We start from the raw sequence: 14,148 nt of genomic DNA, 5'->3' as shown, positions 1-14,148 counted from the left end.
AAAACTGTAACTTGCTGGTATACTGCGCCTGAGCCATGTTTTACCAGAAATACCAGCCTGCTGCCCCACTGCGCCCGTTCATCGAGTGTTACTTCGTTTGGGAACATTCACAGCCCCTGCTGCAACCCATTACCGTCGAGTCGCCCCCGAACGGTTTTGGTTCGCTGGTGTTTAATTACGGGACGCCCTATCGGCTGCAAACGCCGAAACGCGAGAATACGGTGGTCCCGGTTTCCTTTCTGAGTGGGCAGTCGACCAGCAGCTACCAGTTGCAGCTTCAGGGCAAAATCGGGATGGTGGGGGCGGTTTTTCGTCCGGCGGGACTCAGCAGCCTGTTCGGTTTGCCGATGTACGAGTTTACGGATGAGCGCGTCGAACTGGCGGCCGTGCTGGGCGATCCGATCAGGGTTGTGCAGGACCGCATCCTCGACCTGCCGGATACCAGCAGCCGGATTCGGCAACTGGAAAGCTTTTTGAGCAACCAGCTGGTGCGGAGCAGTGCCGTGACCGACCGGACGGATTACATCGCCAATCGGATTGTCGAGCAGCGTGGCATCATCAATATTCACGAGCTAATGGACGAACTGTACGTGTGTCGGCGGCAGTTTGAGCGAAAATTCCTGCAAAAAGTGGGCGTTAGCCCGAAGTATTACGCCCGCATCCGCCGGGTCGGGTATTTGTGCTCCCAACTGGCCAATAATCGCTGGAACGTCAACGACTGGCACGATGTCATCTACCGGGCCGGTTATTACGATCAGTCGCATTTCATCCGCGAATTTACCGGATTTACAGGCCGCAATCCGTCGCGCTACGTCCGTAACAATCTCGAACTGACCAATTTCCTGAAGGCGTGAAACCCGGCAGAATGTCGCATTTGTACAATAAGACCTGCGGAAGCCCGGTTACTTTTGAGTCATTCATTTACCCATGACGATTCATGAAAACGACACAAACCGAATCATTGACCGATCTGACGCGCAAAGGCACCAGCCTTGAATTTTTTTCGGCCTACCAGGAACGCGACATCGAGCGCATGATGGCCCTGTTCGATCCCGCCGGCGACTTCTGGCTCATGCCGCTCGGTCCCGATCCGCAAGGCACCATCGGCGAACTGGGCCGGAACTTCTGGACGGGCGTTATCGGTGCCTTCCCCGACATCGACAATACCGTCGATACCATCACCGCCGAGGGCGATAAAATCATTTGCCACGTAGCGCTGTTTGGTACCCAGACGGCCGATTTTGCCGGTATTCCGAACAAAGGGCTGCGTTTCAACAGCGATCACATTTTCATTTTCCGCTTCAACGAGGAGGATAAAATCGTGGCCGTTGCTATCGACTGGGATCATGCCCGCTTCCAGGAGCAACTGGGCGTCTGAGAAAGAAGCCAAGAGAGTAAAGACACCAGAAAAGGAACAGTCTCTACTCTCTTGGCTACCTTCTCTTGTCTACTCAAAAATCGATTGACGCATGCTTCTTTTTCATCAAACCGCCCTGAAAACCCGGCTGCGGATTAACTGGCAGCGGTTTTGGCAGTACCGGTTTGCGAAAGCTCACCACCAGATCTGCTGATTCCCGGTGTAGGTAAAAAACCGTTCGTTATTCCGGGGTTCCTGGGGCAGTAGACGGTAAAACGTGCCGACCGGCACGTTTTCAAACTGCAAGGACGCCGTTGTTTTCTTCTGCTCACCGGCCAATTGCCAACCGTTGTCCCAGTAATACAGCCGATAGGTTTTGTCGGCCAGCGGAGCACTCCGTTTTTGATCCAGACAAATGCTATCCATCGTCTGAAAAAGAGCCAAACCGGTTCGGCCCAGCGAAAAAGCCGCAATTTCCTCCATTAATTTAGACCGTGTATAGTGGACGGGAATAGCGGTTTTGCGCTGCAAATCAGCCCGAAAAGTCACCTTCTGCCCGGTGTTTTCGTCGATATAAAAGGGCTTGTCCAGGGCCTCGACACCCTTGCCACCCTGGTAGGTGCAGGGTAAATACACCACCCCTTTCGCCATTTTCGGAAACCGGCAGCGGTTATCCCGGGGTTTGGCCCAGAAAACCGGTATCCATTCCCCGTTCGAAAACGTGGCCAGATACACCATTTCCGGGGTCGATTCGCTCGGCAGACGGAGATCCACATCTGAAACCGGAAAATACTGATCGGTGACGTCGATTACCCGGTCAAACTGGAGGTTAAACGGGATATCATCCTCATCATCCAGCAGGTGGGGCAGCGTTGTCGTATTGGTTGAATAGGTTTTCCGAAAAACTTTCCCAGAACGCCGGAATTCGTGGTAAGTAAGCAACGGATCATAGTCGGCAGGGAACGTTGGATAACGTTCGCAACCCATGAATTTGGTCCATCCATACTTGGAGGTCACCATCACGTTCCAGGCGTGGGGGCCGCCGTTGCTATTGCTCCACATCGGCACGAAATCCGTCGTCACGGCAATGCCCAGCGCCCGCAGCGGGTATTCGATAACTGACGTCATGAGCCAGCAGTCGCCTTCTTTATTCTTTGCCATTTCTTCCCACGACCGATACCGGGCCGGCTTGGCGTTCATGCTGTATTTCAGTTCGTTGTAAAAGGCAATATTGATATGTTTACAAACCGCCAGGTTACGGTCGTCGGCCCGTTGAAACGTATCCCGCAAAGCCCCGAACTCCCGGATGCACTGCTCCCGCCAGGGTGTCAGTGGTTCACTGGCCAGACGGTGCGGTAACACATATTCGCAAAAATCCGCAAACGGCAGCGACCCCTCCTGCAACTGTTCGGCAGCAGTCTGAAAGGCCAGATCGATGTTCTGAATGAGGTAATCGGCTTTCACGTGGCCGAGGTCGTCCGTCGCAGATTCTCCGGTCGAGAGGCCGTCAATGTGCTCGAGAAGAAAGTCGGCGGCCCGACGTTGCAGACTGTCGGCCGGAGCGTTGTAATGCGCCCGCAATTCCTGCCGCAGTTGCTCTTTTTCTTTGGTTTTATCACAGGCGAAAAAGAAACAGCAACTTAGCGCGACAGACAGGTAAAGGCGTCGGTTCATATGGACGTTACGGTTTTCAGGAAATTACCACCAAAGTTGCTGATTATGGGAATAGGTAAAAAACCGCTCGGTGTTTTTGGAACTGGCAGGCAGCACCCTGTATAACGCCCCCGCCGGAACGTTCACAAATTGCAGGGGTCCATGCGCCGGTTTTTGCTGCTCCCCCGCCGGTTGCCAGCCGTTGTCCCAGTAATACAGCCGATAGAATTCGTTCTGAACCGGCGCAGTGTATTTCTGGCCCAGACAAATGCTGTCCATCGTCAGGTGAAAGGCAATACCCGTACGCCCCAGTCCGTATACCGCAGCCTCTTCGGCAATGCGGTCCCGCATCTGCGTAACGGCGATAACGGTTTTCTGCCGGGCATCTGGCCGACACACCACCTTCCGACCCGTTGCTTCATCGATGTAAAAAGGGGCGTCGAGGGCCGTAACCCCTTTCCCCGCGTGGTACGTACAGGGCAGATACATCAATCCTTTCGCCATTTTCGAAAATCGACAGTGACTTTTCTGAGGTTTAGCCCAGAAAACCGGCACCCATTCGCCGTTCGAAAACGTCGCCAGATACACCATTTCGGGGGTTAAACCGTCTTTTAGTTCGAACTCGATATCACTGGTTGGCACATACTCCTCCGTCACATCGATTACCCGGTCGAAACGCAGGTTGTATGGAATAGCGTCCTCGTCGGCAATAAGGTGCGGTAGTGTTTCCTGGTTGATCGAATACGTTTTCCGAAACACTTTGGCGGATCGTCGCTGATAATGATATACGCCTAGCGGATCATAGTCGGCCGGAAAAGCCGGGGAGCTTTCGCAGCCCATAAACTTAGCCCAGCCGTGTTTCGACGAAACCATCGCATTCCAGGCATGGGGGCCGCCGTTGCTGTTGCCCCACATCGGCACAAAATCCGTCGTTACGGCCACGCCCAGCGCCCGCGCCGGGTAACTGACCAGGCTAGTCATCACCCAGCAATCGCCCTCTTTGTTCTTGATCAGGTCGTCCCACGATTGATACCGTGCCGGGGCCGCCTGGGCGTTGTACCGAAATCCGGTACCACATCGGGCGCTGAGCTGCGTACACAATGCCAGGTTGGGGTCTTCAACCAGCCGGCACGAATCGCGCAACGGCCCATACGTTTTTAAATTCTGTTCCCGCCAGGCCGTCAGCGGCTCGTTCGCCAAACGGTACGGTAATACGTATTCACAGAAATCAGCGAACGACAGCGATCCGGTTTTCAGGGATTGCGAAGCCGCCTGTAGGGCCAGATCGATGTTTCGGATCAGGTAAGCGGCATCGACGTTTCCCAGGTCATCCGTTCCGGATTCGCCGGTCGAATTCCCGTCTATATGGGTGATCAGAAACAGGGCCGACTTCCGCTGGAGGCTGTCGCCGGGGGCCGCATAATGAGCCAGCACTTCCTTCAGCAGGTTTTCTTTCTGAGCCTGTTTGTCGCAGGACGAAAACAGAATAGGGGTCAAAAAGGCAAGGGTCCGGAAAAATTTCATATCCATCAGATCGCGCTGGTCAGTCAGTGTCCAGCAGTTTTTTCATTTCAGTGAGGATTTGCCGCGAAGCCGGCGACGAAACAGAAACCGGCATATCGAGAACATACCGGGCGGTTTGACGGGCCATCTCCCGATTGCCGGTTGCCTGATACAATTTAGCCAGCAAATACCTTGGATACAGCCGATTAGGGATAATTGAGCACGCTTTTTTATACGCCTGCTCCGCCTTGGCATACTCCGTGAGTTTGGCATAGGCATTGCCCAGATTCATATACAAAACTGGGTCCGAAGTCCGGGTTGACGCCTTTTCGAGGATTCTGGCGCTTTGGGCGAACTGCCCATTCATATACAGCGCCTTGCCATAGCCAAGCAAGACTTCCGGCCGATCCGGTGATTCCCGAAAAGCGGCCTGGTAGGCCAGCGCCCCTTGTTGAAACGATTGACTCGATAGCAAGTACCGCGCCCGTTGCCAGTCGTTCTGGGCTTTAATGATGCGAATCTGATTCCTCAGCACCAGCGTGAGCGAAACCACCGTAGCGACGGCAATAAGCTGCACGAACGGATGACGGGCCGTCGTTTGCATAACCGGTTCTTTGGACTGGTGTGAGAGCACACTGATCAGAAACAGAAACACGACCCAGATGGAAGGCACTTCGAAGGGGTACGAGAAGAAGCCAGCAATGAGCAAGGCCAGCAAGGCAGCCGTTGAACCAATGACGACGAAGGATGGGATATGCCGTTTTTTGAAACCGGTACGGAGCGCGCTCATCACCATCATCGTAAAAAGGCCCAGCCCGACCAGACCGTTTTCAACCACAATCTGCAGGTAGTCGTTCAGAACGTACGGAATGTAGTCTGCCCGTTTCAATACCGTTAAATTATCGGAGTACTGTTCAACAAAGGCACTTTGCAAACTCCCAAACTGCGCCCGAAACTGTTCAAATCCGACACCAAACAGCGCATTTTCGCGCAACAGTTGCAAACTGATGCGCCAGACCAGCGCCCGCCCTACAGTCGAATCCGGCTTATACTGATACAGCAGGTACGCTCCAACCAGCACGCCAGCCAGACCAGCCCCTCCAGCAATCAGCCGCTGCCAGCCTGGCGTCCTTGCATACAGTTCGGCCAGTTTTACCTGGTTTTTCACCCCAACGGCCAGTGATGCTCCGACCAGCGTTCCGACCCAGGCCGAGCGGGAATTAGTTGCGGGCAGAATAACAGCAATACCGCATACGACTCCCCAGCATAATCCAATGAGTGGTTTTGACAGAACGGAGTGTTTCGGCGGAAATAGAACAACCGCCAGCGCCACAATGAAAACCGGGCTCAGAAAAATGGCATAAGGCCCCGGATTATGAAACGTACCGGTCAGACGGAACAAGCGGTGGTGACTCGGGCGCACTCCCAGCAATTGCAGTTCCCCATACACTACTTCGAATAGCCCGAACAAAAAGAGGAGAAAAAAGCAGCCGTATTGAATCCAGGTCCCCCAGCGCGGCTGGTTATAGAGTTGTCGGATGAACAGAACCGCAAAAATAATCAGCGTAAAATTGACAAGATTCTCACTATACGGCAGGTCACGCACGCTATAGTTAATGACTATATATCCCGCATAAACCACCAGCAGCAGGTCGATCCGGCCGATTTTCAACGGAACTCCGGCGGCAACCAGATAGAGCACACAAACCGAGATAAAAACCGGCGGGACAACGTAAAAAAAGTGAGCGCTGAGATTTACGTAACGAACGTAATCGAAGGGAATAACCGGCTGAAAAACAAGCCATCCAACCAGCATCACCAAGCCAAGTACGCCGGGTAATAAGGGTGGTATTCCTGTCAACCGCCCGCTTTTTGGCGTAGATGGGGGGATGAATTGATCAAAATCCGGAAATGGCTTGTTGTTCCATATGCTCTTCATAGAGCAGCGCAATCAGATGAAAAGGTGGGCTCTAGACCGAGTGTGGCGAAATCGCTCAATAATCATCGTATTCCGACAGGGAATTCAGCGTCGAAAGCTCCAGTTTACCCACCGACTGCCGGGGCTGATGGCTCAGATAGACGTTTAGAATCGAAGCCGCGATCAGAACTCCGACTAGAAAAATTCTCCACCAGGTACAGTTACGGGTTTCGTTCACAAGTCATTTTTTTTCGGACAATCGGTTTTGAACCGGCGGTCTGAGAGACGAAGATTTAGGAAGGCGTAATGTACAATTCTTCTACTTATAAATCTAATAAGTAGGCAGCAATTTGAGTGATCGGCTTACGGGTTCCAGCCTTTTACCTATTAATGGGATTGAATCCGGGCGCGGTGCTGCAGACCCCATTCGGACATGGCCTGGATAATATCGTTCAGCGAAGAACTGTATTCCGTCAGTTCGTAAATCACCAGAACCGGCGTCTGCGGATAGACATGGCGTACCAGCAACTCATTCTGCTCCAGCTCTTTCAATTCTTTGGAGAGCAGTTTGGGCGTAATACCTTCCACGCGTCGCTGTAAATCTTTAAACCGTTTTGGCCCTTCCGACAACGCAATGATGATCGGTAATTTCCACTTTCCATTCAACACATACAGGGCGTCGCGCACCCCGCTCAAGGCTCGCGTACATTCGCTTATGGTGTGCTGGACCCGGTTTTCGGTCCCTGTCATAACCGTCTCGTTTTCCATCTGAATCCTGGCCGGGCGTTGGTGTTTCTTATCCCGTAAAGATACGGAATTCCGTTTATGGCGTGAATTCCAGCAATTCGAAGCGGTTTCCGAACGGGTCGTGGAAGAAAAACCGCTGCCGCCCGTCGATGTCCGACGAATAGGTAATTTCGATTCCGTGGCGCTGCAAATGCTGCCGGGCTTCGTCCAGATTGGTGATTTCGAAAGCCGGATGCCGTTTGGAATAAGGACCGGGCGCTTCTTCGCGGAGGTGAAGTTCCAGGTCGCCGATTGCAAACCAGAGCGCCCCGCCGGGGTGATCGCCCGGCACTTCCTTCAGTCCCAGAATATGGCTGTAAAAAATTCGCGCGTCCTCGCGCTTCCCTGCCGGAATCGGAAGAAGAATGTGGTCTAACCGTTTAAACTGAATCATACAGAAGCTCCGTCGCTTTCCGGCCGCTCGTTCCATCAATTAGCCGCCGGAATGAAGGCTGCAATATCGGACTTTTCCCGTAATTTTAGGAATTCCGTTTCAGACCGGAATGTCCGTCAGCGAGCTATGCCTGCCGAAACCCCCAACCCTTTTGTTGCCTTCCGACGAGAACTGCACCGCTTTCCCGAGCTTTCCGGGCAGGAGTTTGCCACCCGGCAACGGATTAGGGCTTTTGTCAGCGCATTTAGGCCGGATCGGATGACGGATGTGGCCCAGACCGGTTTGTTATTGCAGTACGGTACGGACAGCCACGGTCCAATCACGCTGATCCGGGCCGATATCGATGCCCTGCCGATTCAGGAGGTCAATGCGTTTGCGCACAAGTCGCAGACCGAAGGCGTTTCGCACAAGTGCGGCCACGACGGACACGCGGCCATTCTGGCCCGGCTGGCCGCTCACTTGGCCGAAAAACCGGTCCGACAAGGACGGGTGTATCTGCTTTTCCAGCCCGCCGAAGAAACCGGGCAGGGAGCTCCGGCGGTGTTGAACGATCCGGCTTTTGCCGACCTCCGGCCCGACCGGGTGTTTGCCCTGCATAACCTCCCCGGTTTTCCGGTCGGAACGATCGTCTGCAAACCGGGCCCCTTCACCTCAGCGGTGCAAAGCCTGATCGTGACGTTCCGGGGCAGAGTGTCGCATTCGGCCGAGCCCGAAAAGGGCGTCAATCCGGCATTTCTGATGGCGAATTTTATCCTGAAAAGCAGACAATTCACAACGACCGATCCCCGGTCCGACGACTTCGCGCTGATCACACCGGTTTTTACGACCCTGGGCGAGAAATCGTACGGGATTTCGGCGGGTTACGGCGAAGTGCACCTGACGCTCCGGACCCGCACGAGCCAGAAAATGGAACGGCTGACCAGCCAGTTGCTCACGACCTTGTCCATCCTCAGCGTCGGAACCGGTATTGGGATCGAAACCGCCATCACGGAAGTTTTTTACGCCAACCAGAATCATCCCGACGCGTTTGCAGAAATCCGCGACCGGGCGCACCAACTGGGATTTGCGTTCACCGAAAAACCGGAACCGTTTAAATGGGGCGAAGACTTTGGCCTCTTCACGCAGCACCATCCCGGCGCAATGTTCGGCATCGGCAACGGCGAAAACTCCCCGGCCCTGCATAACGATGATTACGACTTCAACGACGACCTGATCGAACCAGCCGCCCGCCTGTTTCTGGCGTTGCTCGACCGGCATCAGGCGTAAACCGGGCCGGTTTTCAAGACCGATTAATCAATTGGTTACGAGCCTCTTGCCGTTCCCTCAATAATTCGTCCGGGCCTTTCGTCCGGTTGATACCTTGCACCCTATCCGGTCAGGTTTTACCCAAAACCGGTGCCGGGTTTGTTCACCTCAAGCAAAGGCCTTATGGTTACGAAAGTGTTGAAATGGATTGGCATCGTTGTGGGTGCCGTTCTGGTATTGCTGCTCGCTTTTTACGCCTTCCTCTACTTCCAGACCGAATCGCGGGCTAACAAAGTGTATGATGTCAACCTACAATCGCTCACCCTGCCGAACGATTCGGCTTCGTACGCCCTCGGTAAACACATTGCCGGCATCCGGGGTTGCGCGGAATGCCACGGCGCCGATTTCAGCGGCAAGGCTTTTTTCGACGCCAGTACGCCCGTTGCGGTGTTGTATGCGTCCAACCTGACCACCGGCAAAGGCGGTATTTCCTACACGGATCAGGACTGGATTCGCGCCCTGCGGCACGGTTTGGGGAAAGACAACAAAACGCTGTGGTTCATGCCGGCACCCGAAGTCAGCGCCCCGCTGTCGAACCGCGACCTGGGTGCCTTGATTTATTACCTGAAAAGTCAGCCGCCCGTCGACAAAACCCATCCGGCCAAAGAAGTGAAACCATTGGGGCGGTTTTTAACCTTTACCGGCGCTTTACCGCTTTTCCCGGCTGAAGCCATCGACCACCAGGCCCAGCCCACCGACCATGTTCCGGCCGCGGTGGATGCCGCTTACGGAAAATACCTGGCCGTCACCTGCTCCGGTTGCCACGGTCCCACCTTCAAAGGAGGCCCGGGCCACGGGCCCGGCGAACCGCATATTGCCGACCTGACCCAGACGGGACGAATCGCCAAATGGACCGCAGAGAATTTTGTTACCGCCATCCGAACGGGCAAAACGCCGGATGGGCGCGTGATCAACGATTTCATGCCCTGGAAGTATTTCGGCAAAGTGTATACCGACGACGAACTGAAAGCGATTTATTTATTCCTGCACGAATTGAAATAATGTTATTCACCCGGTTTCGGGTCGCTTCGGTGTCCGGCAGCGGCATCAGGTGGCCGGTCTGTGGCACCTGATGCCGGTTTAGGCAGTTGCGGGTTTCCAACCGGCGGTCGGTACGGCTGAAACGGAATCGTCAGCAGATTGCCGATGCGGGCGTGTTCGTGCGGTTGCGGGTGCGTATCGACGCCGTAACGCAGGTCCTGGCTGTCCATGCGGGCGTATGTGCCGAACAGCCGGTCCCAGAACGGGAAAATATTGCCGTAGTTGGTGTTGGTCTGGGGCAAGACATAATGGTGATGGACGTGGTGCATGTTCGGCGTCACCAAAAACCAGCCCAGCGGTCGGTCGATCCAGCGGGGAAGCTGGATATTGGCATGGTTGAACTGCGACAGCAAAACCGACAGCGCCTGATACAGCATCACCACGCCGATGGGTGCCCCGGCCACGAAAACCGCCAGGGTCGTGAACCCAAACCGGAACACGCTTTCGCCGGGGTGGTGGCGGTTGGCCGTAGTCGTGTCCACGTACGTATCGGTATGGTGAATCAGGTGAAACCTCCACATCCACCGGACGTGGTGCTGCAACCAGTGAATGGCCCACGCTCCCAGCAGATCCAGCAGCAATACCCCGACAATTACCTCCACCCAGAGCGGCCCATTCAGCCACTGCAACACGCCTATTTTCCCGGCAACCACAAAATCACTGGTTTTCAGCAGGATAAACGCCAACACAAAATTAACAACAACCGTCGTCAGCGTAAAAAAGAGATTGATACCGGCATGGCCGACTTTCCGGTAACCAGCCTCGGCTTTTCCAAACCGGAACAACGGAAACGCGCTTTCGACCAGCCAGAACAACGTAATACCGCCCACCAGAATCAGGCTCCGGTGCGCCGACGGAATGGTTTCGAAATAGTGAATCAATCGCTCCATACAGCGTTTTTTTCAATTCCTTCTACGAAATTTACCAAAATACCCGCAAAAGTAAAACCGCTATTCCCCCGCGTGCTTCCTGTCTTACCGGTCACCCTGCCGAACGCGGATTTCGGAAAACCGCAGCACCGGTTCAGATAAAATTTCCGGCGCTTTGCATAGAATCCGTCCCCTCTCCCCTTTTTGCTGGCTTCTTTTGGGGCTTGAATTCCGGCGCACCGGTGTTCGGGAGGAAATAATCCATACACAACAAATACAATGAACTACTTATCATTCGAGTATGCCCTGCCGCTGGCGAAAAGCCTGCTGGTTGCGGCCCTGCTGGCCGGCTGCAAAGGAGATGGCAGTGAACCTTCGCCCGATCAACCCAAAAAAGGGTATCTGGTGGGCAAGGTCACCGATACGCAGGGAAAGCCCCTGAAGGGGGCCGAGATCATCGCCGACAACACCTGGCTTTATAACAGCAACCTGGTCACCCAAAGCGATGCCAACGGTGCGTATTCCATTGCCTTACCGGCGGCCGCGTCGACCTACCAGGCCACGGCCCAGCTCCAGGTCAGCTATCACGGAACGAAATACCAGCTTGATCTGCGTCCGGACAACGTGGAAGGCTTTACGCAGGACGGCGGAGTGCGTAATTTCCAATGGGCCTTAACCGGCGAATACCCCGATCATGACGGGCTCTTTTACGGCGGTACCATCACCCTCGATAAAGAAATTAACAGCGGGTTGTACGACGTAGAAAACATCCTGTTCACGTTGACGCCGGACGGGCCGCTGATCGACGGATCGACGGGCAAAACGCTGAAACTGAAAAGCGGCCCACCCCGCAGCGCTACCTACGGAAAACTAGCCGACGTTCCGATCGGCCGTTACCGGATTTCGGCGGTTCATGAACCCAGCGGGACCAAAGTCCGGGTTCGCAACAAAAACGGGACATTTGCGGCCGACGGGACCGTGACGCTCGATTTTTATGGCAAGGAGTCGCCCTGGTATTGCTCCAACTGCATGGTGATTGAATATAGTGAGTAACAAACGACCGGTTCGGTTTCCGGACTCAAAAACCGAAAATTCAGGGGGCCTGTTGCCGGGTTTTCGCAAGCTGCGCTATCTTGTAGGGCCTAAACGAAAAACCGGCTATGACTTTCCAGATTTTCTCCGACTACGATGCCCTCTCACGCCATACGGCCCAGCACCTGGCCGATCTGTTAAACCGCAAACCCGACGCCCTGATTTGTGCCGCTTCGGGCGACACCCCCGTAGGAGCTTACCGCGCCCTGGTTCAACTGGTGAAAGAAGGCCAGACGCGTGTGGACCACTGCACGTTTGTCGGACTGGACGAGTGGGTCGGTCTGGGCCCCGAAAGCGAAGGCAGTTGTGCGAATTACCTCCAGCGCGAACTGTTCGGCCCGCTCAACCTGCGGCCTGATCAATACCGGCTGTTCGATGCCAAAGCTGCCGATCTGGATGCGGAATGCGAACAAATGAATCGGTTTGTAGACGGGCGGGGCGGTTTTGACCTGATTCTGGTGGGTGTCGGCTTAAACGGTCACATTGCCCTGAACGAACCGGGAACGCCCTTCAATCTGAAAGCCCACGTGTCGGAACTGGCCGAAACGACCATCACCGTCGGGCAAAAGTACTTCTCTACTCCCACCTCGCTGACGCTGGGGGTGACGACCGGTTTGCAGCAGTTTCTGGACGCCCGCGAAGCCATCCTGATCGCCAGCGGTTCCAAAAAAGCACCCGTCATCAAAACCGCCCTCGAAGGACCGGTGACGGAAGAATTTCCCGCCAGCATCCTGCAAATCCATCCGAATGCCTACGTCTGGGTCGATCGGGAAGCCGCCGGGGAAGGAGCATGACAGCGAAACGGACCAGGACAGCGTTTCGGGGAAAGGCGGTTTTCAAGGGGCCACCAATCGTTTGATGGTTCCCTGGTGATCGAGCAGGTAGACTTCACCGGCGGCATCCTCCCCGAACGCCGAAATGGGACCGGCCCCGGCCATGAGCCGTTGGTTGTCGGTTTTCCGGCCGTTTTCGGCGGTCAGCGCCCAGACGTTGCCCGTCGTGAAATCAGCGTACAGGTATTTTCCCTGCAAAGCCGGAAGCCGCGAACCGCGATACACCACCCCCCCGGTGATGGAGGTGCCTTCGGTGCGCGGATAGTGATGAACGGGTTCGATCAGGTTGCCCGAATCGCAGTCGTTGCGGGGGTTGTAACACCGGACGGCTTCTTTCAATCGCCAGCCGTAATTGCCGCCTTTGGTGATGAGGTCGATTTCTTCGAACTCGTTCTGGCCCACATCACCCACCCAGAGCTGGCCGGTTTTCCGGTCGAAGCTAAACCGCCAGGGGTTCCGGAGACCGTAGGCGTACAGTTCTTCCCGGTAACCCTCCCGGTTTCCCGCAAACGGGTTATCGCCCGGAATGCCGTACATTCCTTTGTCGGTTTTGTCGATGTCGATCCGAAGAATTTTGCCCAGCCAGGAAGCCCGGTTCTGGGCGTTATTGTGCTGATCCCCCCAGGCGCCCCCGTCGCCGGTCCCGATGTACAGGAAGCCATCGGGACCGAAGGCAATTTTGCCGCCGTTGTGGTTGTCGTAGGGTTGATCGAAACGAAGCAGCACGGTTTCCGTGGCCGGATTCACGGTCGTCAGGCCGGGCGTCGTGGCCTGATAACGGGCAATGACCGATTCCAGCGGATTGCGCTTGGTGTAGTACACGTAGAAATAGCCATTCTGTTTAAAGTCCGGGTGAAAGGCCAGCCCCAGCAGCCCCATCTCCCCCTCGGACGACACCTTTCTGGTCAGATCCAGAAAAACCGGGGCGGTTCTTGTCGCGGAATGATTGGCAAAGACGCGAATCTTGCCCTCCTGTTCCAGCACAAAAACCCGGTTGCTGCCGTCGTTCGGAACCGTAAACTCCACCGGTCGGTTGAACGATACATTCGGAAAAGCATTCTCCACCTTCCAGCCGCCGGGCTGACCGGTTTTCCGGGCCGGAACCGGGTGATCGGTGGCCGATAGCAGCGCGGTCATCGCCAGGAAAACCAGTCCGTACCCCAGCGAGTGGGCGAGTCGGTGCGCGGTTTTCCACAAAAAAGAGGATTTAAAAATAGAGTTTCTCATACGAATTAGCCCCGATCTGTTGTCGGACCGGGCGTTTAGCCGTAACGTCCAGAAAAAGAATAAACTACCGAATGTATACGAATAATCTATTTCATCCATCCTGCCCCGCCAGCGCAGCGCCCAACCGCCGGTTTTGGCCGGTAAACCGGAGAATTTTCCGACAAGCCACG

General features: G+C 55.1%; 14 protein-coding genes. 6 read left to right on the top strand and 8 right to left on the bottom strand.

Features of this window, described 5'->3' with window-relative positions; genetic code table 11:
• The first annotated feature begins 35 nt into the window (after window positions 1–35).
• Entirely contained in the window at window positions 36–854 is an 819-nt protein-coding gene (locus tag ACFPMF_RS13440) for a DUF6597 domain-containing transcriptional factor (RefSeq protein WP_379845674.1), read from the top strand.
• An 83-nt stretch (window positions 855–937) separates the two neighbouring features.
• Window positions 938–1,378, top strand: coding sequence for an ester cyclase (locus ACFPMF_RS13435; protein ID WP_379845672.1), 441 nt, complete (start codon window positions 938–940; stop codon window positions 1,376–1,378).
• Between the two features lie 174 nt (window positions 1,379–1,552).
• Here the strand turns inward: ACFPMF_RS13435 and ACFPMF_RS13430 are convergent, their stop codons facing one another.
• The 6 genes from ACFPMF_RS13430 to ACFPMF_RS13405 form a co-directional block, all read right to left on the bottom strand.
• Window positions 1,553–3,031: a transglutaminase domain-containing protein gene (locus ACFPMF_RS13430; protein WP_379845670.1), complete on the bottom strand. Its 1,479-nt coding sequence runs from the start codon at window positions 3,029–3,031 to the stop codon at window positions 1,553–1,555.
• A 24-nt stretch (window positions 3,032–3,055) separates the two neighbouring features.
• Window positions 3,056–4,540 carry a transglutaminase domain-containing protein gene (locus tag ACFPMF_RS13425; protein ID WP_379845668.1) on the bottom strand — a complete coding sequence of 495 codons (1,485 nt, stop codon included), beginning with the start codon at window positions 4,538–4,540 and terminating at the stop codon, window positions 3,056–3,058.
• 13 nt (window positions 4,541–4,553) lie between these two features.
• Window positions 4,554–6,452 carry an O-antigen ligase family protein gene (locus ACFPMF_RS13420; protein ID WP_379845665.1) on the bottom strand — a complete coding sequence of 633 codons (1,899 nt, stop codon included), beginning with the start codon at window positions 6,450–6,452 and terminating at the stop codon, window positions 4,554–4,556.
• 55 nt (window positions 6,453–6,507) lie between these two features.
• On the bottom strand, window positions 6,508–6,669 hold the full coding sequence (locus ACFPMF_RS13415) for a hypothetical protein (protein ID WP_379845663.1): 162 nt from the start codon (window positions 6,667–6,669) through the stop codon (window positions 6,508–6,510).
• A 149-nt stretch (window positions 6,670–6,818) separates the two neighbouring features.
• A complete protein-coding gene (locus ACFPMF_RS13410; RefSeq protein WP_379845660.1) occupies window positions 6,819–7,181 on the bottom strand; it encodes a winged helix-turn-helix transcriptional regulator in 363 nt (120 codons plus the stop codon).
• Between the two features lie 73 nt (window positions 7,182–7,254).
• Complete coding sequence (locus ACFPMF_RS13405; protein WP_379845657.1) at window positions 7,255–7,611, bottom strand: VOC family protein; 357 nt, start codon at window positions 7,609–7,611, stop codon at window positions 7,255–7,257.
• Window positions 7,612–7,737: 126 nt separating this feature from the next.
• Between ACFPMF_RS13405 and ACFPMF_RS13400 the strand changes: the two genes are divergently transcribed.
• Both ACFPMF_RS13400 and ACFPMF_RS13395 read left to right on the top strand, forming a co-directional pair.
• Window positions 7,738–8,877 (top strand): amidohydrolase, encoded by a 1,140-nt coding sequence (locus ACFPMF_RS13400; RefSeq protein WP_379845654.1) that lies wholly within the window; start codon window positions 7,738–7,740, stop codon window positions 8,875–8,877.
• Window positions 8,878–9,039: 162 nt separating this feature from the next.
• Window positions 9,040–9,918 carry a c-type cytochrome gene (locus ACFPMF_RS13395; protein ID WP_379845651.1) on the top strand — a complete coding sequence of 293 codons (879 nt, stop codon included), beginning with the start codon at window positions 9,040–9,042 and terminating at the stop codon, window positions 9,916–9,918.
• A gap of 2 nt (window positions 9,919–9,920) precedes the next feature.
• Here ACFPMF_RS13395 and ACFPMF_RS13390 read toward each other — a convergent pair whose 3' ends face one another.
• Window positions 9,921–10,847 carry a sterol desaturase family protein gene (locus ACFPMF_RS13390; RefSeq protein WP_379845648.1) on the bottom strand — a complete coding sequence of 309 codons (927 nt, stop codon included), beginning with the start codon at window positions 10,845–10,847 and terminating at the stop codon, window positions 9,921–9,923.
• A gap of 258 nt (window positions 10,848–11,105) precedes the next feature.
• On the opposite strand from ACFPMF_RS13390, the gene ACFPMF_RS13385 reads away from it, so the two are divergent.
• Both ACFPMF_RS13385 and ACFPMF_RS13380 read left to right on the top strand, forming a co-directional pair.
• Complete coding sequence (locus tag ACFPMF_RS13385; RefSeq protein WP_379845646.1) at window positions 11,106–11,879, top strand: carboxypeptidase regulatory-like domain-containing protein; 774 nt, start codon at window positions 11,106–11,108, stop codon at window positions 11,877–11,879.
• A gap of 107 nt (window positions 11,880–11,986) precedes the next feature.
• A complete protein-coding gene (locus ACFPMF_RS13380) occupies window positions 11,987–12,712 on the top strand; it encodes a glucosamine-6-phosphate deaminase (RefSeq protein ID WP_379845643.1) in 726 nt (241 codons plus the stop codon).
• 42 nt (window positions 12,713–12,754) lie between these two features.
• Here the strand turns inward: ACFPMF_RS13380 and ACFPMF_RS13375 are convergent, their stop codons facing one another.
• On the bottom strand, window positions 12,755–13,978 hold the full coding sequence (locus ACFPMF_RS13375; protein ID WP_379845641.1) for a PQQ-dependent sugar dehydrogenase: 1,224 nt from the start codon (window positions 13,976–13,978) through the stop codon (window positions 12,755–12,757).
• Window positions 13,979–14,148 lie beyond the last annotated feature (170 nt).

It is taken from the genome of Larkinella bovis, assembly GCF_042655385.1.
Classification (GTDB): domain Bacteria; phylum Bacteroidota; class Bacteroidia; order Cytophagales; family Spirosomataceae; genus Larkinella; species Larkinella bovis.
Note: the sequence above shows the minus strand (reverse complement) of the source record. Positions and strands in the feature narration are given on the sequence as shown.

What these genes read in the sequence shown, in the direction of transcription:
- ACFPMF_RS13440 (WP_379845674.1), top strand. Translation starts at nt 36, where the DNA reads ATGTTTTACCAGAAATACCAGCCTGCTGCCCCACTGCGCCCGTTCATC.
- ACFPMF_RS13435 (WP_379845672.1), top strand. Translation starts at nt 938, where the DNA reads ATGAAAACGACACAAACCGAATCATTGACCGATCTGACGCGCAAAGGC.
- ACFPMF_RS13430 (WP_379845670.1), bottom strand. Translation starts at nt 3,031, where the DNA reads ATGAACCGACGCCTTTACCTGTCTGTCGCGCTAAGTTGCTGTTTCTTT.
- ACFPMF_RS13425 (WP_379845668.1), bottom strand. Translation starts at nt 4,540, where the DNA reads ATGGATATGAAATTTTTCCGGACCCTTGCCTTTTTGACCCCTATTCTG.
- ACFPMF_RS13420 (WP_379845665.1), bottom strand. Translation starts at nt 6,452, where the DNA reads ATGAAGAGCATATGGAACAACAAGCCATTTCCGGATTTTGATCAATTC.
- ACFPMF_RS13410 (WP_379845660.1), bottom strand. Translation starts at nt 7,181, where the DNA reads ATGACAGGGACCGAAAACCGGGTCCAGCACACCATAAGCGAATGTACG.
- ACFPMF_RS13405 (WP_379845657.1), bottom strand. Translation starts at nt 7,611, where the DNA reads ATGATTCAGTTTAAACGGTTAGACCACATTCTTCTTCCGATTCCGGCA.
- ACFPMF_RS13400 (WP_379845654.1), top strand. Translation starts at nt 7,738, where the DNA reads ATGCCTGCCGAAACCCCCAACCCTTTTGTTGCCTTCCGACGAGAACTG.
- ACFPMF_RS13395 (WP_379845651.1), top strand. Translation starts at nt 9,040, where the DNA reads ATGGTTACGAAAGTGTTGAAATGGATTGGCATCGTTGTGGGTGCCGTT.
- ACFPMF_RS13390 (WP_379845648.1), bottom strand. Translation starts at nt 10,847, where the DNA reads ATGGAGCGATTGATTCACTATTTCGAAACCATTCCGTCGGCGCACCGG.
- ACFPMF_RS13385 (WP_379845646.1), top strand. Translation starts at nt 11,106, where the DNA reads ATGAACTACTTATCATTCGAGTATGCCCTGCCGCTGGCGAAAAGCCTG.
- ACFPMF_RS13380 (WP_379845643.1), top strand. Translation starts at nt 11,987, where the DNA reads ATGACTTTCCAGATTTTCTCCGACTACGATGCCCTCTCACGCCATACG.
- ACFPMF_RS13375 (WP_379845641.1), bottom strand. Translation starts at nt 13,978, where the DNA reads ATGAGAAACTCTATTTTTAAATCCTCTTTTTTGTGGAAAACCGCGCAC.